13 protein-coding genes are annotated in these 20,992 nt (G+C 70.2%); 6 read left to right on the forward strand and 7 right to left on the reverse strand.

Features of this window, described 5'->3' with window-relative positions; all coding sequences use genetic code 11:
• Nucleotides 1–267: 267 nt before the first annotated feature.
• Nucleotides 268–1,938 carry an N-6 DNA methylase gene (locus AC02VZ_RS20955; RefSeq protein ID WP_432055313.1) on the forward strand — a complete coding sequence of 557 codons (1,671 nt, stop codon included), beginning with the start codon at nucleotides 268–270 and terminating at the stop codon, nucleotides 1,936–1,938.
• A 590-nt stretch (nucleotides 1,939–2,528) separates the two neighbouring features.
• On the forward strand, nucleotides 2,529–3,119 hold the full coding sequence (locus AC02VZ_RS20960; RefSeq protein ID WP_432055314.1) for a DUF4352 domain-containing protein: 591 nt from the start codon (nucleotides 2,529–2,531) through the stop codon (nucleotides 3,117–3,119).
• A gap of 24 nt (nucleotides 3,120–3,143) precedes the next feature.
• On the opposite strand, the gene AC02VZ_RS20965 is transcribed toward AC02VZ_RS20960, so the two are convergent.
• The 7 genes from AC02VZ_RS20965 to AC02VZ_RS20995 form a co-directional block, all read right to left on the reverse strand.
• The gene (locus AC02VZ_RS20965) at nucleotides 3,144–4,127 is read right to left on the reverse strand and encodes a 5-methylcytosine restriction system specificity protein McrC (protein ID WP_476476102.1); all 984 of its coding nucleotides are present in this window, start codon (nucleotides 4,125–4,127) and stop codon (nucleotides 3,144–3,146) included.
• 60 nt (nucleotides 4,128–4,187) lie between these two features.
• Nucleotides 4,188–5,141, reverse strand: a complete 954-nt coding sequence (locus AC02VZ_RS20970) for a hypothetical protein (RefSeq protein ID WP_476476103.1) — start codon at nucleotides 5,139–5,141, stop codon at nucleotides 4,188–4,190.
• Nucleotides 5,138–5,983 (reverse strand): protein phosphatase 2C domain-containing protein, encoded by an 846-nt coding sequence (locus AC02VZ_RS20975; protein WP_476476104.1) that lies wholly within the window; start codon nucleotides 5,981–5,983, stop codon nucleotides 5,138–5,140. The genes AC02VZ_RS20970 and AC02VZ_RS20975 overlap by 4 nt, the downstream gene beginning before the upstream one ends.
• A 263-nt stretch (nucleotides 5,984–6,246) precedes the next feature.
• Complete coding sequence (locus AC02VZ_RS20980; RefSeq protein WP_476476105.1) at nucleotides 6,247–6,912, reverse strand: vWA domain-containing protein; 666 nt, start codon at nucleotides 6,910–6,912, stop codon at nucleotides 6,247–6,249.
• Nucleotides 6,913–6,950: 38 nt separating this feature from the next.
• Nucleotides 6,951–7,379 carry a hypothetical protein gene (locus tag AC02VZ_RS20985; RefSeq protein WP_432055402.1) on the reverse strand — a complete coding sequence of 143 codons (429 nt, stop codon included), beginning with the start codon at nucleotides 7,377–7,379 and terminating at the stop codon, nucleotides 6,951–6,953.
• Nucleotides 7,380–7,441: 62 nt separating this feature from the next.
• On the reverse strand, nucleotides 7,442–8,869 hold the full coding sequence (locus AC02VZ_RS20990) for a hypothetical protein (RefSeq protein WP_476476106.1): 1,428 nt from the start codon (nucleotides 8,867–8,869) through the stop codon (nucleotides 7,442–7,444).
• 414 nt (nucleotides 8,870–9,283) lie between these two features.
• Entirely contained in the window at nucleotides 9,284–10,537 is a 1,254-nt protein-coding gene (locus AC02VZ_RS20995) for a hypothetical protein (RefSeq protein WP_476476107.1), read from the reverse strand.
• A gap of 471 nt (nucleotides 10,538–11,008) precedes the next feature.
• On the opposite strand from AC02VZ_RS20995, the gene AC02VZ_RS21000 reads away from it, so the two are divergent.
• The 4 genes from AC02VZ_RS21000 to AC02VZ_RS21015 are packed head-to-tail and all read left to right on the forward strand — an operon-like array spanning nucleotide 11,009 to nucleotide 20,879.
• Nucleotides 11,009–14,773 carry a sigma-70 family RNA polymerase sigma factor gene (locus AC02VZ_RS21000; protein WP_476476108.1) on the forward strand — a complete coding sequence of 1,255 codons (3,765 nt, stop codon included), beginning with the start codon at nucleotides 11,009–11,011 and terminating at the stop codon, nucleotides 14,771–14,773.
• Between the two features lie 51 nt (nucleotides 14,774–14,824).
• A complete protein-coding gene (locus AC02VZ_RS21005; protein WP_476476109.1) occupies nucleotides 14,825–17,950 on the forward strand; it encodes a helicase-related protein in 3,126 nt (1,041 codons plus the stop codon).
• Nucleotides 17,947–19,797: a DrmB family protein gene (gene drmB, locus AC02VZ_RS21010; protein ID WP_476476110.1), complete on the forward strand. Its 1,851-nt coding sequence runs from the start codon at nucleotides 17,947–17,949 to the stop codon at nucleotides 19,795–19,797. Before AC02VZ_RS21005 ends, drmB begins: the two co-directional genes overlap by 4 nt.
• Nucleotides 19,794–20,879, forward strand: a complete 1,086-nt coding sequence (locus tag AC02VZ_RS21015) for a DEAD/DEAH box helicase (RefSeq protein ID WP_432055324.1) — start codon at nucleotides 19,794–19,796, stop codon at nucleotides 20,877–20,879. Before drmB ends, AC02VZ_RS21015 begins: the two co-directional genes overlap by 4 nt.
• The last annotated feature ends 113 nt before the right edge of the window (nucleotides 20,880–20,992 follow it).

A 20,992-nucleotide genomic window follows, 5' to 3' on the forward strand; every position in this document is an offset into this window, starting at 1 on the left:
CACCGCGCCCCGGCCGTCCGTCGAACGAACCTGACCCTCGGGCGGCTCGGCCCGAGACGACCTGGCCATCCGTCAAGTACGGACGAGGGCAGCCCAGTTGGCGGCTTCCGGTCCGGTGGTGCCGGCTGCTGGAGTCACGCGGCCGACGGCCTTGTACCCTGTCCCTCTCCGCGGAGCAGGACGGTCGATCCGGGGCCGGCGTTCGTTGACGTCGTCAACACCGGCCCTTTATTGTCGCCGAACAGTGACGTGTGTACCTTTACCGGTATGGCCAAGACCCCTGCCAGTTCAACGAACCCGTTGGTGACCGGCTCCGAGATCGCCCGCATCGCGGGTGTCACGCGTGCTGCCGTGTCGAACTGGCGACGGCGGTACGACGACTTCCCGGCACCCGCCGGAGGCGGAGCGAACAGTCCCCTCTACGACCTCGCCGAGGTCCAGGACTGGCTGGACAAGCAGCGCAAGGGCCAGGACGTCACCGACGAGGTCCAGCTGTGGCAGGTACTGCGCGGCGCCTACGGCGACGACATCCTCAGCGGGCTCGCCGACCTCGCCCAGGTGCTCGCCGCTCCTGACGAGGGGACGCCGCCCGCACTCCCCGGTCAGGCGGTCGAGCTGGCGGGTCGCATGGCGGCGGCGGGCGGCCCGGCCGAGGTGGTGAACGACCTGGTCGAGCGGTTCACGGAGTCGGTGCGGCGTGCCGGGTCGGACCAGGTCACGTCGCCTCGCGTGGTCCGTGCGGTCCGCCGGGCGGCGGCCGACGTCGCCAAGGGCGCGACGGTGATCTTCGACCCCGCGTGCGGCCTGGGCACGCTCCTGCTCACCGTCGGCGCCGGGAAGTCCGCCCGACGCTACGGCCAGGAGGTGGACGCCCGCAGCGCACGGCTGGCCCAGTGGCGGGCCCGGCTCGCGGAACCCGCCCACCTGGAAGTCGCCCACGGCGATTCCCTCCGGTCCGACCGGTGGCCGGACTGTCGGGCCGACCTGGTCGTGTGCGACCCGCCGGTCAGCGACTCCGACTGGGGCAGGGAGGAACTGCTGCTCGACCCCCGCTGGGAGCTGGGCACCCCGTCGCGGGCCGAGGGAGAGCTGGCCTGGCTCCAGCACGCCTACGCGCACACCGCGCCCGGCGGCCACGTCATCATGGTCATGCCCGCGTCGGTGGCGTACCGCAAGGCGGGGCGACGCATCCGTGCCGAACTCGTCCGCCGGGGGATCCTCACCCAGGTGACCGCACTGGCGCCCGGCACCGCCGCCGCGCACGCGCTCCCGGTCCACCTGTGGCACCTGCGCCGGCCGCGCACGCCCGACGACACGACCGGCACCGTCCGCATGGTCGACCTCACCAGCAATGAGCCGGACGGGCCGCTTGAGCCGAGGCCCGAACAGACCCGGGACGTGGCGCAGATCGACCTGCTGGACGATCTGGTGGACCTGACCCCGAGCCGCCACGTCGAGGAGTACCACCGCGACTACGTCGCCGAGTACGGGGCACTGAGCCGGGAACTGGCCGAGCACGCGCGCCGCGTCGGTGAACTCCTCCCGTCCCTGGCGGCCGGCGCGGGCACGGGTGCCCTGGACGGTCCCAGCGTCAGCGTGTCCGATCTGATGCGTGCCGGCCTGGTCGAGAACGCCGACCCGGAGCCCGTCTCGGTGAGCGACCAGCTCGACACCGACTTCCTGCGCGGCTTCCTGCACAGTGCGGCGAACAGTCGCCGCTCGACCAGCGCGAGTGGAACGTTTCGGCTGGACGGCAAGGGCGCGCGGATCCCACAGATGGACATCACCACGCAGCGTCGGTACGGCGCGGCGTTCCGTGCGCTCCGGGAGTTCGAGGAGCGGGCCCGCCGCATCGCGGAGCTGAGCCGACAGATCGCCGCTCTCGCGCAGGACGGACTGAGCAACGGCGCACTCGCTCCCGAGGAACGGAGCGGGTGAGCAGGACCCGCCCGGCGCGGAACAGCGGATGACGGCCTCGGTCGACGACCGGACGTCGGGCGACCGCGTCGCGGAGCTGGTCGATCACCGGCGCTCGGCCCCCTCGGAGTAGGCCGCTTCGCGCCGCAGCGTGGACGAGGGGAAGACGCCGCTGCCGGCCTCAGGAGCGGGACGCCGCGCGCGCCGGAAGGTGTTGATGCGGACGGTCTGGCGTGTGGATCGCGGGCCTTCTCGACGGCCTCCGGACGCAGCCCCGTGTCCGCCCACAGCCTGGCAAGGGCCACCCTGTCTTGCCGGAACCCCGCATGGTCTTGCGTACGCCTGCTCGTACGGCTGGCCCGGAGGTCCGCAGCCCTCCCAGAAGCTGCAGGCGAACGCGAACCGGCACGGAGTCGCCCCCACCCGGAAAGCGACGATGCGCCCCGACCGCACCCTCCGTAGTCCTCCTCTCGCCCGCACGACAACCACATGACACTGCGGGTAGCCTGTTGACATCGTCAACGAGCTATCAGTACGTTAACGCCAGTCCTTGCGAGTTGTTGCTCCGCAAGGGCCCCACGTGAACCGTCAGACCAGTCCTTGGGGGGACCATGTACGCCCGCACCCGCACCGCCATCGCCGTTCTCGCCGCCCTCGGCGCGCTCACTCTGACGGCCTGTGACACCGGAAGCACCGTTGTGGACAAGCCGAAGAGCGGCGCCGCGGACGAGGGAAGCGCCAAGGGGACGTCGAAGGAGAAGGAGAAGGAAGACAGTGCCCCCGAGGTCGCCGAAGTGGGGGACACCCTGACCCTGCGCGGAATGGAGAACGGCAGCCGGATGGACGTCACCGTCGTCAAGGTCGCCGACCCCGCGAAGTCGGCCGACCAGTTCCTGGAGCCGGACGCGGGCAAGCGATGGGTCGGCGTGCAGTTCAAGCTCGTCAACACGGGCGAGGCGGCCTACAGCGACAGTCCGTCCAACGGCGCCCAGGTCGCCGACAGCGAGGGGCAGCAGTTCGACGCCGGCTTCGGCGACATCACGGCCGGTCCCACCATGGCGTCCAGCCTGAAGCTCAAGCCCGGTGCCCAGGGCCTCGGCTGGATCGTCTTCGAGGTCCCCGAGGCGGCGAAGCTCTCCACCGTGCAGTTCACCATGGACTCGGGCTTCGCCGACCAGACCGGCGAGTGGAAGCTGTCCTAGCCGGAGTGACCGTAGGAGGTCGCGTCAGTCGACCGTCATGCGCTGCGCGACCTCCTCGACATCGGCTTGCAGCGCAGCGGGTTCCTGTTCCAGGTCGAGAGCGTGCTGGTGGATCACCGGGCCCGCATGGCGTACCCGATGGGCGGCGTGCGGGGCTTCGCCCTTCGCGTACACCAGGTGTCCCGCGCCCAGTCCCAGCGCAGTGCAGTACGCCAGCATCTGGTACAGGTCCGTCTCCGGACAGCCGTTCCGCTTCTCCGTCTTGTACTTGGCGTCCGCGACGGCGCACGGGGAGCCGTCCGGCCCGTACAGCACGAGATCCGGCCGCAGCCGGATGGCGGCGGCCTCGTCGAGGTGGTGACCGTCCTGGAAGCGCACGGTGTGGTATGTCCCGTGCAGGGCGTCACGCAGGGCGGCCGTCACGAAATCCTCGAACAGCCGGTTCATGTCCAGCAGGAAGCCCTGGGTGCGCAACCCGCCGGGCCCGTGCTCCGGAGAGGCGTCGTCGAGGACGGCCCGCGCGAGGTGCAGGGCCTGGTGGTACCGGGCGTTGAGGCGGCTCGGCCGCCAGCCGGGCACGGGCCGACCGCGTCCGAGTACCGTGACGTCCGCCAGCCGTGTCTGCTGGAAAACGTGTACGTGTGTGGTGTTGTTCGACGGAAGCGGCCCCTGCATGGCGGCAGGGCCGAGAACGAGCAACGACAGCAGTCCGGCCAGCCCGGCCGGCTTGCGCGCCGGGTCACCACCCGATCGGGCCGCACGGCGGTGTCCATGGCGATGGCCCATGTCGTGGAGCGCGTTCCGTGCGGCCCACGGGTCTCCAGCGACCAGTGGCCGGCTCCCCCGAACTGCGGGTGAATGAACGATGAGAACGGCACCGGCCCGACTGCCGGGGCGGCGGCCCTCGGCGTACGTGAGCAGTCGGTGCCCGTCGGCAGCGTTCAGGCGGTGGCGGTCGGTGGCGCGGCGGTGTGACGGACGCGCGCGCCGGCCCCAGGGATCATGCATCGCGTCGTCGAGGCGGTGAGGACTCTGCCCCGGCGGTCGGTGGCCCCGGGGCAGAGCCCGCTACTGCACCGGGCCCCGCAGCCGGATCGGTGTCCGGTTGCGCGCCCCGTCCAGAACCGTGTGATCGATGGCAGGCCGGACCCGGGGCCTGGCAGCGTTCAGGGTGATGACACCACGATCGCTCAGCGCTGTCTGCCACTCGCCCGGTCGCGGCCGCGTGCCGCGCTCGCCGGCGGCCTGCTCGAAGAGCCTCCGCACGCCGTCGGCCTGCCGGTCGTCGAGACAGCCGGGAACGAACTGCAGGGCCTGGCCGGGTAGCACGTAAGGCCGTTGGGCGACGATGCGTCCGGCCACCAGAGCGGTCTTGTAGGCGTCCGTGTCCACCGTCGCGTCGGTGGACGGAGCCATCGGGTCGTTCCAGTCCGGGGTGCCGGCCTGAGCCTGGACAGCCGCGCGTCCCAGCCGGCGGAAGCCGTCGCAGTCCAGGAAGTGGACGGCGGGCCGGGGGGAGAGGGACCACAGGACGTTGGCCTGCGAGATGTCGCCGATCACCAGACCGGCGTCGTGGAACCAGCCGATGGCCTCGACGCAGGCCAGGGCCAGGGCCCGGCGTTGCTCCGGATCGGGCTGGACGACCTCCTGCCAGGCGGCCTTCGGCGGCCGGATCAAGTACTGCAGTTCGAGCAGTTTCGTCGCCCCCGCGGCGGTACGCCACGTCATGTGGGCGGGGGCGTGCCGCATGAGGAAGCCGAGCGTGCGTCCGCCCTCGACGACGCGACACAGCGGCCAGGCTGCCAGGCCGTCGAGACGGTCCCTGTCCGTCCGGCCCAAGCCCTGCCGCAGCCCGACCAGCTCGGACAGGGCCGTGCCGTTGACAGCGGCGGGGCCCTTGTACTCCTTGAACAGCAGCGGACCGCCCAAGACCGCGTGTACGTCGCCCTGCCCGCCACTGCCGACGCGATCCCCCAGGGTGAGGGACGAGCGTGTGATGTCCTTGCCGTCCTCGGCGCTCACCCGGCGCCCTCCCAGACACAGATGACCGTTCGGTCGTCGTCATAGGACTTGGCCCGCGTCTGGGCCTGCCAGAGGAAGTCGGAGAGCGAGGGTACTGCGGAACCGCCCCACGCGTCCGCGAGGTGCCGCGCGAAGTGGGGGTCGCGCTGAGTGAGCGGACCGGTGATGCCGTCCGTGCCCAGGAGGAGTACCTCCCCCGGTTCGCTGGACACCACCATCGCGCTGACGCTGCGGTACGCGTGGGGAAGCGCCTCGGTACGGGTGTCCAGCAGAGTCCCGTCGTCCGAGGGCTCGGCCTGGTGCCACTGACCGGCCCGCAGGACGAACAGTCCGCCGTCCCCCACGCTGAACAGGACCCGTTCGCGGATGCGGGAGTCGGTCGGGACCAGCAGGACGTGCAGGGTGGTGGCATGCTCAGGGCCCAGCCGCAGCTCGCCGACCGCCCCTGCGATCGCCTTGTTGGCGATCACCCGGAGTTCACCCTCGTCCCGTGCGTTCAAGGACGCGTGGATGCTCGCAGCTTCCCTGTCCAGGTGAACGGCCGCCTGGCGTGTGACGCGGTACGAGCCGATGTGCGACCTCGGTGCAGAGCCGACTCCGTCGGCGACCGCCAGCAGCAGCAACTCCGCCTCGGGTGGCCCGATGCGCGCCACCGTCATGGCGTCCTGACGGCAGCTGCCCTCCCAGTTGTGGGAGTCCCCGCGCAGGGACGCCGCGCGTACCGTCAGCCGTCCGACCTGAGCCCCGTCGAGCAGCACCGACGGTGTGAAGGCCGCGAAGACGTCACCGTCCCGGACGGAGGGGCACTGCAGGGGGTGGGGCGGATAGCTCGGCGGGCGCACGCCGACGTGTACCGGGACCCCACGCGGCAGCCGAGCGTCTCCCGGTGACGTGGGGGAGGGCACCGGGCGCTCCACAGCCGGGGGCACAGTCTGCTGAGGCGGACCTGCCGGCCCGGGAACGCGCGCACCGTGGACCACGACGCCGTCCGGCAGGCCCTCGAAGTGCGCGTCGAGATTCTCCCGGTCGACGTGGGTCCCGGGACCCCGCATTGCCTCGTCTACCTCGTCCGGCCCGTGGGCTCCTCCGTACGGCATCGGGCCGTTCACAGCTTGTCCAGGGAGAGGCTGGTGAATCCGGGAACCTGCTCGTCCACCTGGAGCTGGAAGCCTTCCCCGCCCTGGGCGGCCATACTGGTGGCCGAACTGACGATGGACCGGGTGAGGCTCGAAGCGAATTCGCGCAGTGCCACGGCCGGTGAGATGGAGTCGTTCTGCTGGATGAACGCCTTGAAGTTGGCGACTTCGGTGATGGTCGCCGCGTCGGCGTCGCTGATGCCGAAGGCGATGATCTTCGGCGCGTAGCGGAAGGCGTTCAGCTCCTTGAGCGCGGTGCGCCAGCCCTCGTCCGTGGGGATGCCGTCGGAGAGGAAGAAGACCACCGGACGGTACACCTCGTGGCCCTGCGCCTTCAGCGCGGCGACGTCCTGTTCGATGGTGTCCTTCAGCAGCCGAAAAGCGGCACCGAACGATGTCACCCCACCCGCTGACAGGGAGGGAAGCTGCGTCAGTTCGCTCAGATCGGCGAGCGGCTGCAGCACGGAGGCCTTCGTGGAGAAGCCGATGAGAGCGAAGCGGGTCTTGTCCGCGACACTCGGGTTGGTGCTGATCTCCTGGTGCAGTTCGGGCAACGCCGTGTTGATGGCGCCCACACCGCCGCCGGCCATGGAACCGGACTCGTCGCACACCATGTAGAAGGGAAGAAGCTGCATGGAATGGGTTCTCCTGAGTTCTGACAACGGCGGGGCCGTCAACGGGTGTAGAAGTAGATCTCCAGGTCGGCCGCGCCCGAGGAGCCACCGGCCCAGAAGTCCCGTGTCCTCGCGTCGGTGAACATGTCGGGCCGCGCTTTTCGCAGGGCCTCGTTCACCTCCCGTGCGTAAGCCTGACCCTCACCGGGTTCCGAGGCCTGCCCGAAGGTCAGCACGAAGGCGGCTTCACGTCCCCGGTACGTGGCGGTGGAGGCACGGAGTTGCTGCACCATCCGCTGGTTGTCGCCGGGAGCTGCGGTCAGATGGATCCTCACCGGCTTGCGTGCCACCGACCGAGGTCCGGTCGGTGTCGGACTGGGCTCGGAGGACGGTGTGGCATCCGCCGACGTGGTGGGGTCGGTCGCGGCTCGCGCGGCCAGCGGATCACCACGGTCTCCCATGGACACCAGGGCGAGGACGAGCAGCATGTCGGCGAAGAGCCAACCTGCCAGGTGAAGAGGTGCGAAGCGGTAGCGCCTCTTCAGCGCGCTCACTGTTCCGTTCCGATCCCGGCAGGCAGCGTACCGGCCTGTCGCAGCTCGCTCTCCGCGCGCCGCTGGGCAGCCTCGGCACCCGCGCGTGCCCTCTCCGCCTGGGTCCGTGCGGCTTCCGTCTCCCGGAGGGCCCGTTCCAGGACGTCGGCGACGGCGACGAAGCGGTCCGTCGTCTGCTGAACGGCACGGCTGCGCGCTTCGACACCGATCAGGGCTGCCCGTGAAGCCTCGGCGGCCTCGCCCGTCCGGTGGGCCGCTGTGTTGAGGTCGTCGAGCAAGCGGCCGTTGAGATCCGCCACCCCCTCGACGCCGGTGGTGAAGGCACGTTGCGAGGCGGCAAGAACGGTCAGCGATTCCTCGACCTGCTGCGCCGCGTCGGACAGGGCACCGCGAACATGGTTGCCGTTGTCACCGACCGCCGTCTCCAGCCGGTCGGCGGCACGGAACAGCACGTCGCGCATGTCGTCACCCGCCGCCTTCAGCTCCACCAATGCCTTGTCCAGCACACCGGTCTGCCCACTCACGGCATCGGCCAGTTGCCGGCCCGCCCGGGTCAGTGGACCGTCCAGTCCCTGGACAGCGGCCTGGACGGACGTGCCGCTCTCCCGGACGGTCTCCTCGATCCGCAGCACCACGTTCTCGATCGGCCGCACGTACTGCTCGACCTGGGAGAGACGCTGCTCCGCCTTGTCGGCAGCCTTGTTGACCAACTCAGCGGCCCGACTGAGCGCCTCCTGGGTCGTGATGGCCTCGGTGTGCAGCCGCTGCAGTCGTCCGGCCGCCGAGTTCAGCTCTGCGGCGAAACGCTGCGGGGAGGCGAACCGGTGCTCGTTCAGCGCAAGCTGAGCGTGCGTCAGAACGGGTACCAGCCGGGACAGGGCTGCCGTGGCACGGTCACGTGCCTGCTCCTCGCGACGGTCCGCGCTGGTGCGCCGGTAACCGTGCACGGCCGTGAGGACGACCAGCATCACCAGTGCCAGGCACCCGCCCACGGCCACGTGACCGAAGCGATACGCCTCGCTCAGGTGCCCGTCGAACCCGGACTGCCACAGTTGCAGGAAGGGGCGCCCGGCGGCTTCGGGGTCGTCGCCGGTGAGTGCTCCGTACGCACTCGACGCCTGCCACAGGCCGAACCAGGTGAAGAGCAGGGGCAGGAAGACCAACGCTCCCAGCACCCAGTCCAGTCCCGAGTCGAGGCGGGCCCCTCGGCGGGACTCCCCGGGCTCGGCGATGCTGTCGGGCCGCCCGAAGTGGCTCATCAGGTCCAGATCGGCCCAGGCATCGAGGGCGTCCGCGTCGGTGGAGTCCAGGGCCCGTGCCAGTAAGCGCAGTTCATCGGCGCGTGGGGCGAATGCGGGGGCTCGCGCCGCGTCTTCCAGGTGACGTGCCGCCACCACCCTGTCCGGATGTGTCTCCGTGGTCATTCCTCACCCTCGCCCGGGGGAACCGGGACTTTGTGCAGAGCCGAGTGAACGAGGAGCAGGGCGACGGCGCGTCCTGTGTGCCCCCGCCGCATGAACGAAGTGACGAGAATCTTCACGTTTCCTTCACTGGAAGCGCAACAATAGACGACAAGGGGAGAGTTATGGGCCGCTTTGCGTAGCAAAGGTGCGCAGTCGGCTGCGGTACGTGGCGTACGTCGAGCGATGACGGCCGACGGCGAACGGGCGTCGATCCGACCGCCGGTCCCAGGCCCAGGGTGCGCAGGTCGCTGAGCGCGACGCCTGGTCCTGGCGGGGGCGCTTCGCGGGCCTGGTGGGAGCCGCACGGTGATGAAGGCCGGTCGTGTGGAGCACGGTCGGTGACTCGACCGCTCGTGACGTGTGCCCGGTCGATGCTCATCCATTGCTCGCGTCGGGCCCCTTGTCGTCCCCGCGCAGGCGGCGTGCTCGCTCGGCGATCTCGCTGGAGATCCTGATCCTGGCCGAGTTGGCCCGGTCGAGGCTCTCGGTGCTGAGATTCCTCGCCGTACTGACGCCCTTCACTCCGGTTCGGAGAGCCTTGGTCCTCACCTCGGTTGCGGCTTCCACCCATCGCCTGGCCTGCGATGACCGGCGACCGGACTCGATCCCGAGTCGTGCGTGGAAGTCATGGACGCCGGTCACCACCTGGTTGCTCGACTGAACCACAGCAGGGGACTGGGCCGGATGCAGCAACACCTTCGCGTTGGCCGCCTCGGCGGCCGCGTTCATCCGTGTCACCAGGTGCTCGGTGCTGCGCGAGATGAGATTCAGCCGGTTCTGCCGGGCAGCCCGGAGGCCGAGGTGATGTCGGTCCAGCTGATCGGGATGAGTGGCCAGCACCCGGTCGAGTTCGAGTACGGAGATCGCGTCCTGCAGTTGGAAGCAGCGGGCCAGTACAGCCAACCACTCCCGAACTCTGGGCTCCATCTCTCTGACCGTCGCGGCGAGGTCACCGATCTTGGTTGTGTTGTCCAAGGCGTCGGCGAGGTGGTCGAGTTGACGCAATGCGTACACCTGGGTCTCCCCGACCGTGGTGGGCGCGGTCTGCACCTTGGACCAGGTGACCTCGCAGACTCCGCCCACCCGCTCCCGAATGGTCATGGTCTCCTCGATCACGAGGTCCATCCCGATCATGCGGGACAACGCGGCGTCCTTCTGGGCGCGGAGCACGTCGTCGACCTTCGCGTCGATCGTGGCGAGATAGTCGGTGATCTCGTCCATCGTCTGCTGCATCGCGAGCTGGGCCATGAGCCCTGCGGCGCCGGCCAGCCGCGCAGGGTTGGTCAGGAAGGAGCCGGCCCCCTTGTCGACCTGGAGCCAGTTCTTGATCGATCCGGGCCTCCCCACCATCGCATGGGTGACGCCTGGCGACTTGCCTTCCATCAGCCCGAACTTCCGGACACGCTCCGCGGACTCCTTGGTCAGCTTCACCCAGCGTCCGGACTCGGTGACGAAGTCCGAGCCCACCTGCGCGAAGGCGGCGCCGGTGCCGAACCCGGACGTCAGTCGCTGCAGTCCGAGGTCCTTCGACGGCAGACCTTCCGAGGTGAGGAAGCGGTCCACGTCCGTCGGGTTCCCGATGGCCGCCAGTCCGTCGCCGTCGCTGATGAGCTGGATCTCGTTGTCCATCGCTGCTCCTGTGTGGCTTGCCGTGGGGGAAGTGGTCGGGATGGGGGTGACGGACACGGGGAGCGGTCGGTGACCGCTGTTCGGATCCTGCGAGTGCATGCGTAGAGGTCCGGTGACGTCGCCTCGGGACATGGGCCCGGCCCAGGGCGACAGGGATGTCGAGGACCGTGGTCGCGGGACAGGGAGCGTCATGCGCGTTCCGCGACCTGTCGGGCCCGGGTGGACGGAACGTCCTCATGCGTCGCCGGATCCACCCGTCACGACCGGGGCGATCAGCGGCACGACCAAGGTACACGAAAGCCGCTCAGTGCGTAGTTACATACTCGTTGACATTATCAACGCATGCCCTCTACGTTGGCTCGCGAAGGGGTGGGAGGGAGAGGCGTGGCGCGTGGATGTGTGGACGGCTCCGGGGCCTCGGGGTTGCGTACGGCGCTCGGTGACTTGCTGGTCCGACTGCGGAGGGCGGCCATGGACGGCGTAGTGCCGGAAGCCGCCTTCAACGAGGGCGTGCGGAGCCTTGCGCTGGGGGAAGCCGAACGCGAGCGGCTGCGTCACGAGCTGGCCCGGATGGGGCTGCCCGTGGAGGAAACACACATGCATGCAGAAACCGACAACCCTGATGGTGAAAAGGTTGCAGGGGATGGCGGGGAAAGTGTGTTCCCCTGGCTGGGCCCGCTCCGTGCGCTGCTGGCCCGGTACGCCGATGACGAGGGTCGCGTGACGTCACGCGTCGTGGAGGGCGTGGTTCGGCTGGCGGGACTCAACCAGCTCGAAGCCGCACATCTACGGGCGACCACGCCGGTGCGTACCGCCCGAGGAGATCCGGGTACCGACGCATCGGTCTCCGCCCTGGAACCGCACCCGTCCGCGCCCGACGGACACGCCGACGGTCCGACCGGCCCCGAAACCGACGTCTCACCAGCCGGTGATGCCCAGGACCCACAGGCCTCCGATCCCCCGAACTCGGCCGGCTACGAGGGCAACGGCCCCGTACCGCAAGGCGACGGGGCCACCGACCTCGTGGACTGGGACAACCTCGCGGAAGCGGTGGCCGCAGCACACACAGTGCTGGAAACCGACCGACGGGTGCGTGGCTCCGGAAGGCGGCTGCTGAGCGCGCAGGCTGAGGTGGGCCTGGCCGTGCTCCTGCGGGGCGGGCCGGACCGCATCGCACAGGAGCCGACCGAGGACGAGTTGAAGGCCCTCCCGGCGGACGACCTCAGGATGCGGGCACGCACCTGCCTCGTGGAGCACAATCAGCGACTCGTCCACTCCCTGGTGCGGTCCCACCTCGACCAGGGGCTCGACTACGAGGACCTCCTCCAGCACGGCTACCTCGGTCTGCTCCGGGCTGTCCGGAAGTTCGATCCCACCAAGGGCTTCAAGTTCTCCACGTACGCGACCTGGTGGATCAGGCAGTCCATCAGTCGCGGCATCGCCGATGAGGGCGCGCTGATCCGGATCCCCGTGCACATGCATGAGCAGATGCGGAAGGTGGCCAAGGCCGAGCGTGAACTGCTGTCCGAAGGGCGCCGGGCGGGCGACGCCGAGGTTGCCGTGCGGTGTGACATGACCTTGCAGAAGGTGCGCGAGATCCGACGCCTCACCCGTCGCACCGACTCCCTGGACCGTGTCATCGGCGACGGGGCGACCCTGGCCGACTTCGTGGCAGAGACCCACGTCGCACCGTCAGTGGAGCAGCAGGTGATCGGTGCCCTGTACGTGGACGACGTACTGAACCTCGTGGCCACGTTCCCCGAGCGGGAGGCACGCATCCTGGTACGGCGTCTCGGCCTCGACGGGGACGAACCCTCGACGCTGGACGACCTCGGTCGTGAGTTCGGCGTGACCAGGGAGCGCATCCGGCAAATCGAGAGCAAGGCGAAGCCCGCGCTGAGAGTGCGGCTGCGTGAGGCGGGCCTTGTCGGTCTGGACGCCGCCTGCGCGAGGGCGGAGCGTGAGGCGGTCCGCGCGGCCGAGGCCAAGAAGGCCGCGCGGATCGCCCGGGCCACCCGCGCCGCCCGGACGGCCCGGGCTCGGTTGGCCCTGCGTCGGGCGAGGGCCGAACGCCTGGCCCGGGAGAGACTGGTGCGGTCGGCGGACGACCGACCCGCGGCGGGGGCCGTCGAGGTGGAGGAGCTGCTGGACACAGAGTCCGGGACGCAGGAACGGCAAGCACCGCAGGAACAGTGGCACCCGCGGGAACCGCAGGAATCACCGTCACCGCAGACCTCCACCGCGACGAACGTCCCGGAGTCGCCGTGCGCGCGGCCCGGGGCCCGTCCTCCGGTGGAGCAACAGGCCGTCGACGCCGACTGGGGCCGGGCCTGCCGCCTGGCAGAGGCGCCCGTCGACCAGATCTCATGGCTCGTCGACTTTGCTCGGGCCGGACTGGGCGACAACGACCTCACGGCATTTCTGGGAGAACCGGCGGGCGAGCCGGCCACGCGCGTCAGCGGCAGCACACGCCTGTCGCGGCCCGTGATGACGGCACTCGAAGTGCTGCGTCGCGTCCTCGACGCCCTGGTGGCCGTAGGAGGGCGGCCGGGTGACTTCTTCGATCGCCCCGCCGAGGTGCTCGTGGGTGTGACGCCCCGCGACTACCTCCTGCGCCGCCCCTTGGTGAACAGGGAGTCGCGCCTGGCCGTGCGGGACGCCCTGCGGGAGTTCCTCGCTGTCGAGGGCACCGCGCCTGTCGCGACTGGGGTCACGGACGCGCAGGAGGCCGAGTTCCGCAGTCCCGAGCTGGTTCCGGCGGGCCCCGAGGCGGGTCCCTCGGGCAGGGGTGCGGAACTCGAAACGGTGAGGGACATGCCGGTGGCCGCCCCGCCCGTCGACCGCGGCGACACGGACGGGGACACCACCGGCCCCGCGCAGACCACTGCCGACTGGGACAAGGCCACGGCACTCAGGGAGCCCCCGCTCGGCGGCGGAGTGGCCTGGCGCGCCGAGTACGCTCTACTTGCTCTCGGGCAGCTGCAACTGTCCATCCTCCTCGGCCCGTCGGCCGCCGCCTCCGTGGCCCGGGCCGCGCGGCACCGGGGGACTCTGGACCGCCCCGTCGTCCTGGCCCTCGAGACACTCGTCGACATCTTCACCGCGGTCAGGGCGCGGGGCCTTCGGCCGGAGCACTTCTTCGAGTCGCCCGCGGACAGGCTGGCGGGAGAGACACCCCGGCGGTACCTCGCCGCGACCCCGCTCGTGGACGCGCGAGCACGCCTCGCCATCAGCGATACGCTACGGGAGTTCAAGGCCGCACGCGCAGCTCTGACGGCGGACACCGCAGCCGGGGACGACGACGGCTCCACCGTGACCACGGCGCCCAACCGGAAGGCAGCGGAGCGCCCCGGACCGGCTTCCGCTCCGTCCGACCCCGCCGTCCGGCGGCCGAATGCCGGCGAGCCGCCCACCACCGGCGACCACGCCGCATGCGAGGCCCGACGTGCCTCCGCGCACCGCGCATACGAGCGACGGCTGGGCGAGGAACGGAGCGCCGCCGACGAACGGGTCGCAGCCGTCCGAGCCGCCGCCGAGCAGCAAATCGGTGCGTGGGAAGAGGTATTGCTCGCCCGCATGGACGTCCTGATGCTCCGGCGGGAGCGGCGTGTCCGAGCCGCTGCGGAGGAGCAAGCCGCGCGACTGAAGGCACAGCACCACGATGCCCGCAGAGCGCTGCTGAACAGAGCGGAGAGGGCCGAGGAGGCCGCACGGTCGGCACAGGAACAACGGGAGAGGGCCGGTGCCCTCGAACGGCGGTTGCGTGAATACCGGGAAGGTGCTGAGACCCGCATCGCGCAGCTCGAACAGCAGCTGAGCCAGACCCGTGAGGCCGCCGCCGAACGCGAACGAGCCGCCCAGGCGCTGATCGCCGAGCTGATCGACCGGGCGCAGCAGACCGAAGCGGCCCTCACCGAGCAGGTGAACGCCGCACGCTCCGCGCGGGAGGAGTACCGACAGGGCGCCCGGCTGCGTGTCATGGAGCTGGAAACCCGATTGAGGGATGCCGAAGCGGCTCTCGAGCAGCGTGACAGGACGGTCCAGGCGGCCCGTCGGCGCGTGGACGAGGCCGAGCAGCAGGCGGCACGGCGCATAGCGGAGCACGAGCACAACGCCTGGCTACGCATCACCGACCTCCAGACACGGCTCAGCGAGACACAGGCACAGCTGGCAGCGGCTCAGGAAGCCGATCGGAGTCGAGGCATCCTCCGCGACCGCTGGCGCCGGTCACCCTGATGCCGGCCACGTCCCTTTGCCTTTCTTCCCTTCTCGATCACCAGGAATGTCATGGACGTCAGACAGGAACTCGTCTCCTACCTGCGGCGGCAACTCGTCGGCCCGGTCAACGGAGACTACGAGACGCTCGACGCGCCCCCCGACCGGCAGTACCTCATGGGCACCCTCTATCCGCAGGAAGCCGACCTGTTCGGCCAACTGGATGCCTCCAAAGAGGAGTTCGAAGGTTCCGGCACGGAACGCGGAGCCGAGGACACCGCACCCGCGGACGATCCCATACCAGAGTCCAACTCGTGGCTGCCGTCATCTCTCGGGTTCAGCTTCTACACCGACGCCAGGACCCTGGAGGTCGAGTGCTCCGCCGCCCGCTACGAGACCCGGTCCCCCAGCGGCCGGGGACGCACGTGGCAGCGGGCCCCGCTGCCGGACGGGACGCACCTGATTGGTCCTGGCACCGGCTCCGTCTCCGTTCTGGACGGACGCGCCGAACTCCGCGTCACGCGGCGCCCTTTCGGAAACGGTGAGCTCGTCACGGTCGCCCTGGTCAACTCCGCCCGGGAGGACCTCGCCCTCGGCAGGAAGGCCCACTGGGACCGCATGCTGTTCCAGGTGGAGCTGAAGGCCCGCCCCGTGGACGGAACCGTGCTCCAGTACCCGAGTGTGCGCCTGGCCAGCCGAGACCTGGAGGAACAGGAACTGCGCCTCCAGTACCGGCACGTGCGCACCCACGCCGTCGGACACGGGTGCGCCGTCGAAGAACTGCGGGACGGGGACGGTCGGGCGGTGACCGGGCTCCGGGCCGCCGTGATGCCGGAGGCCGAGGTCACCGGTGTACAGGCCGCCGGGCTCACCGAAACACCGGTGCTCGACCTGGTCCACCTCGCCGACCCCGCCGTACCGATGGAGCAATTGCGAGAGGAACTGGAGGAGTTCGCTGCTGCCTACCGCGCCTGGTACGTCGGACAGCTGAACACGGAGATACCCGAATGGGGGCGAGCGGCAGCCGACCGTGTCCTCGGACGGATCGCCACCGCCGTGTCCCGCATCGAATCCGGCGTGCGCACGCTGTGCGATCCCGCGCGCCCCGAACTGCTGAACGCCTTCAGAGCCGCCAACCACGCCATGGCGCTGCAGATGCGTCACACGGCCGCCGACCTCGCCGGCTCCCGACGTCCCCGACATGACAACGGCGTGCCGCCGGACCCGGAGCCGTATCCGGATGGCGCATGGCGCCCCTTCCAGCTGGCGTTCTTCCTGCTCGCCGTCGAAGGAGCCGCAGATCCCTGCCACCCCGACCGCGAAGTGACGGACCTCATCTGGTTCCCGACCGGTGGGGGAAAGACCGAGGCGTACCTGCTGCTGGCCGCGTTCGTGATGGTGCTGCGCCGGAGCACGCCCGACGGCGGGGGCACCGCCGTGCTCAGCCGCTACACCCTGAGTCTGCTGACCACCCAGCAGTTCCAGCGCGCAGCCACCACCGTGTGTGCCCTGGAGTCCATGCGCCGCGCCGACCCGGCCACCTACGGCGACGAACCCTTCTCCATCGGCCTGTGGGTCGGTGAGGCCACCACCGCGAACAGCTACGAGAAGGCGCGCCGCGACTTCGAAACCGCGCGGGCGGCCGCCACCCCGGACGACGTGTTCATCCTCGACCGCTGCCCGTGGTGCGGCACACGGATCCTGCCCGCGCGCAAGTCGCCCGACATCGGCGACTACGGCGTGCGCGCCGCGGCGGATTCCTTCGCCTTCTTCTGCCCAAGGGACGAATGCCTCTTCCACGACGAGTTGCCCGTCGCCGTCGTGGACGAGCACCTGTACGACCGGCCGCCGACCTTCGTCCTCGGCACGGTGGACAAGTTCGCCCGACTGGCCTGGGAATCCCGCGCGGGACGACTCTTCGGAGGTGGCAGCACGCACCGGCCCCCATCCCTGGTCATCCAGGACGAACTGCACCTGCTCACCGGCCCGCTCGGTACCACCGTCGGTCTCTACGAGGCTGCTGTGCTCGGCCTGTGCACCGCACCGGACGGCACCGGACCGAAGGTGGTGGCGTCCACCGCCACCATCCGCCGCTCCGGCGAACAGGTCCGCGCCCTGTACGGCGGAGACGTCCAGCTGTTCCCACCCGCCGGACTCGACGCACGCCACTCCTATTTCGCCGAGCCTGACACGAGCCGGCCGGGACGGCGCTACGTCGGCGTCATGGCGCAGGGACACACAGCCGGCCGTGCCTCCGTGGCCACCTCCGCCGCCCTGCTCCAAGGCACGTGGGAGCTGCCGGAAGAACACCGTGACGCCTACTGGACACTCGTCGCCTACCACCACAGCCTGCGCGAACTCGGCCGCACCGTCACGGCAGCCGCCGACGACATTCCCGCGCAACTCGCCGGACTGGACTCCGGCAGCGGCGTCCGTCCCCTCCCGGACCACCAGGTCGAGGAACTCACCAGCAACCTTCCGCGCTCCGAGCAGCCCGTGCTGCTGGACCGGCTGGAGAAGCCCTGGGACGACGCGAAGTCAGTGTCCTTCCTGCCCTGCACCAACATGCTCTCCGTCGGCGTCGACGTGAAGCGTCTCGCACTGATGCTGATGCAGGGCCAGCCCAAGACGACGGCGGAGTACATCCAGGCCACCAGTCGAGTGGGACGGCACTCCGTACCGGGTCTCGTGGTGACCTTCTTCAACGCCACCCGCCCCAGGGACCGTTCCCACTACGAGACCTTCGACGTCTACCACCGGGCCCTCTACCGGCAGGTCGAGCCGACCAGCGTCACCCCTTGGTCGGTGCCCTCCCGCCGCCGTGCCCTGCACGCGGTGCTCGTCGTCCTCGTACGCCACCGGCTTGGCCTCGCCGCCGAGAACCGGGCAGGGGACATCCTCGACCGGAGGCCGGAGGCCGAGGCACTGATCATGGAGTTGGCAGCACGGGCGGGGACCGCCGAGCCGGGCATCGGTGACGTGGTGCACAAGGAACTCGCCGGGCTGCTCGCCGAGTGGGAGGACCTGGCGCGCCAGGCCCGCAGGGACGGCCGCGAGCTCTACTACCGCAGCCAAGGCAAGGGCCAGTCCCACCTCCTGAAGAATTTCGAGCAGGTCCACGGCCTGTGGGAGACCCCCAACTCCATGCGCAACGTCGACCGTGAATGCCAGGTGACAGTGAAGGGAGCCGACCTGTGAGCCGCACGCTCCGGGTACGTCAGTCGCAGACCGTGGTGCCCTTCGGGGTCGGGGCCGTCTTCGACATCCAGGGAGAGTCGTTCGTCGCGACCGGCATCGGTGACTGGCCGACGCGCGGCCGGCAGCCGATCGAATCGGCGCGGCTCGCCGACCGTCTGGGCGTGTCCGGTTTCTACGCCGCACCGGCCGTCTCCAACGACCGATTCGACATCGCCGACGCGCCGGGAGCGCCGTACATCCGCTTCCCCTCCTGGCTGTTCTGCGGGGCGTGCCGACGGATGAAGCGGTGGCGGATCGCCGACGAGAAGCACGGTCAGGCGCCGCGTTGCCCATCCTGCTCTCCCGCGCGCACGCTGGCGCCGATGCGGTTCGTGCAAATCTGCCAAGCGGGGCATCTCAGCGACGTCGACTGGTGGTTCTGGGCGCACACCCGAAGGGACGGGGGTGAACGTGGAGACTGCGTCGAGCGCGAGAAGCTGGCGTTCCGTGTCTCGGAGCGCGCCTCCGGGCTCGAAGCGCTCTCCGTCGCCTGTACTGCCAAGGGCTGTGGAGCTGCGCGCGATCTGCTCGACGTGCTGGGTACCCACGGCCTGCGCTGTTCCGGGCGCAACCCGTGGCAGCGCGCGAACGAGTCCGTGCCGTGCGCGAGGCCCGTACAGATCGTGCAGCGCACCGCGGGCAATCTCTACTACCCCGTCGTGCACTCGGCGCTCGACATCCCCGAGACGGACACGCCCGTGCACGCCGACGACCCCGTCGCCGACCAGGTGCGGGAACACCACCTGTGGGTGTCCCTGTGCCGGGACACCGCATCCCCCCGCGCCGCACTCTTCCGGCAGATGATCCAGGAGGACACCGGAGCCGACGACACCCTCCTGGACGCTCTGCTGACCGAGGAGACCGGCGGCGCCGGCCCCACGGCCCCGGCCACCGGCCCCGCGGAACCGGCTCGGCCCGACCTGAGCCGCGAGGAGTGGGCGGCCTTCATGGCACCCGCGCCACCGGCCACCCGTGACTTCGCCCTGCGCGAGACGACACTCGGACTGGCCGGTGAGAAGGCTCCACCATGGTCCGTCCTCGCCGGCAGCTTCGGCCGGATCGTCCTCGCGGACCGGTTGCGCGAGGTCCGTGCCCTGTCCGGCTTCACCCGCGTCTCACCGGACGCCACCGTCGTGCCTGCCGACACCTCGCGGAGGCTGAAGTGGCTCCCCGCCGTCGAGGTATTCGGAGAGGGCCTCTTCCTCACCCTCGACAAGCGCACGTTGACGGAGTGGGAGGAGAACCCGGAAGTGCGCCGGCGGGTCGGAGGGATGCGAGCCGACCTCGCGCGCTCGTTCCAGAAGGACAGGCTCCAGGGTGTCACGGGACCCCGACTTGCCCCCAGGTTCGTGCTCCTGCACACCCTCGCCCACCTCCTCATCCGCCAGCTGTCGTTCGAGTCCGGCTACACGACGGCGAGTCTGCGCGAACGGATCTATGCCCGCCCGGACCAGGATCAGTACGGCATTCTCGTGTACACCGCCGCCGGGGACGCTGAGGGAACTCTGGGCGGACTCGTCCGTCAGGGCGAGCCACCGCGACTCGCCGAGACGCTGCTGCGGATGACCGAGGCCGCCGCCTGGTGTTCCGCCGACCCGCTGTGCGTCGAACACACCGGGCAGGGCTTCGGCAATCTCAACCGGGCCGCCTGCCACGCCTGCGCCCTGCTCCCGGAGACCAGCTGCGAGGCCGGCAACAGCCTGCTGGACCGGACCCTGGTCATCGGCGGCGAACACGTCCCCGGCTATCTGGCTTCCGTCGTCACTGCGGCCCGCGCCGCCGCGGCCACCGCTCTGGAGCACCCATGACCGTCACCTACCTGGACCTGGCTCCCGAGCAGAGAGCCCGCCTCGACGCCCTGTCCTTCGAGGGCCATCACCTGGTCAGCGGCCCGCCCGGCAGCGGCAAGAGCATCCTGGCGGCCCAACGAGCGGTCATGCTCGCCCTCACCGGCACACCCGTGATCGTGCTGACCTACTCGAACCTGCTGCGCCAGACACTCGCGGCCACCGTGCACGCGCTGGGCCCGGCGGACGGGTCGGTCCGGGTCACGACCGCCCACCGCTGGCTCGCCGAGTGGTACGGCGCCACACCACCCCGCGGTGGCGACGGCTGGTACGACTGGGACGCTCTCTTCAACCGGGCCGCCGAACCCGCGTCCACCCACGCGCCCACGCTGGTCGTCGACGAAGGCCAGGACCTGCCGCCCGAGTTCTACCTGCTCTGCCGCATGATCGGGGCCCGGACCACCGTCTTCGCCGACGAATGCCAACGGCTCACCGACACCAACTCCACCCTCGACGAGATCGCCCGCAACCTGGGCCGGTGCACCCGGGACGAACTCGACGGCAATCACCGCAACACCCAGCAGATCGCCGAACTGGCCGCGCACTTCCACCCCGGAAGCGGCGCACCGGTCCCGCCGGCCCGGCAGGGACCGCCACCGCGCCTGCACCGTTTCCACGAGCGGGGAGCCGCGGACCTGCTCATCCTGCTCGCGCAGGCCCAGCCGCGGAAGAGCATCGGTGTGATAGCAGGCTCGAAGCACACCCAGTTCTCACTGCTGGGAAGCATCCAGAAGCGCGCCCCTCGTCTCAAACCCCAGCTCTACACGTCGGAGGCGAAAGGACCTCTCTATCGAAGACTCGACCTCGACCGTCCCGGCATCGTGATCGTGCACCGTGCCAGCGCGAAGGGACTCGGTTTCGACACGGTCGTCATCCCGGACACGCACCGCGACGCCGCGACCGACCCCACCTCAGCGGCCCTGCGCATGTCGTACTACGTCATGGCGACACGGGCCCGGCAGGAACTCCACCTCGGCTACGAGGGGGAGTCGGAGCCGCCACTTCTCGCCCAGGTGCACCGGACCGTGCTGCAGCGAGGGTGACGCGGCACACCGTCCACGGCGCGAGGGGAGCCGTGGCGCATGTGGATGCCGGTCGCGCGGGCCGTTCGGTCCGCTGCCAGGAGGCTCTCCGGAGCGACGCCTGAGCGGGCCCG

This window comes from Streptomyces sp. 3-6, from assembly GCF_056323165.1.

Bases quoted from the DNA above. Each gene is read 5' to 3' on its own strand.
- AC02VZ_RS20955 (WP_432055313.1), top strand. From the start codon at position 268: ATGGCCAAGACCCCTGCCAGTTCAACGAACCCGTTGGTGACCGGCTCC.
- AC02VZ_RS20960 (WP_432055314.1), top strand. From the start codon at position 2,529: ATGTACGCCCGCACCCGCACCGCCATCGCCGTTCTCGCCGCCCTCGGC.
- AC02VZ_RS20965 (WP_476476102.1), bottom strand. From the start codon at position 4,127: ATGCATGATCCCTGGGGCCGGCGCGCGCGTCCGTCACACCGCCGCGCC.
- AC02VZ_RS20980 (WP_476476105.1), bottom strand. From the start codon at position 6,912: ATGCAGCTTCTTCCCTTCTACATGGTGTGCGACGAGTCCGGTTCCATG.
- AC02VZ_RS20985 (WP_432055402.1), bottom strand. From the start codon at position 7,379: ATGCTGCTCGTCCTCGCCCTGGTGTCCATGGGAGACCGTGGTGATCCG.
- AC02VZ_RS20990 (WP_476476106.1), bottom strand. From the start codon at position 8,869: ATGACCACGGAGACACATCCGGACAGGGTGGTGGCGGCACGTCACCTG.
- AC02VZ_RS20995 (WP_476476107.1), bottom strand. From the start codon at position 10,537: ATGGACAACGAGATCCAGCTCATCAGCGACGGCGACGGACTGGCGGCC.
- AC02VZ_RS21000 (WP_476476108.1), top strand. From the start codon at position 11,009: ATGGACGGCGTAGTGCCGGAAGCCGCCTTCAACGAGGGCGTGCGGAGC.
- AC02VZ_RS21005 (WP_476476109.1), top strand. From the start codon at position 14,825: ATGGACGTCAGACAGGAACTCGTCTCCTACCTGCGGCGGCAACTCGTC.
- AC02VZ_RS21015 (WP_432055324.1), top strand. From the start codon at position 19,794: ATGACCGTCACCTACCTGGACCTGGCTCCCGAGCAGAGAGCCCGCCTC.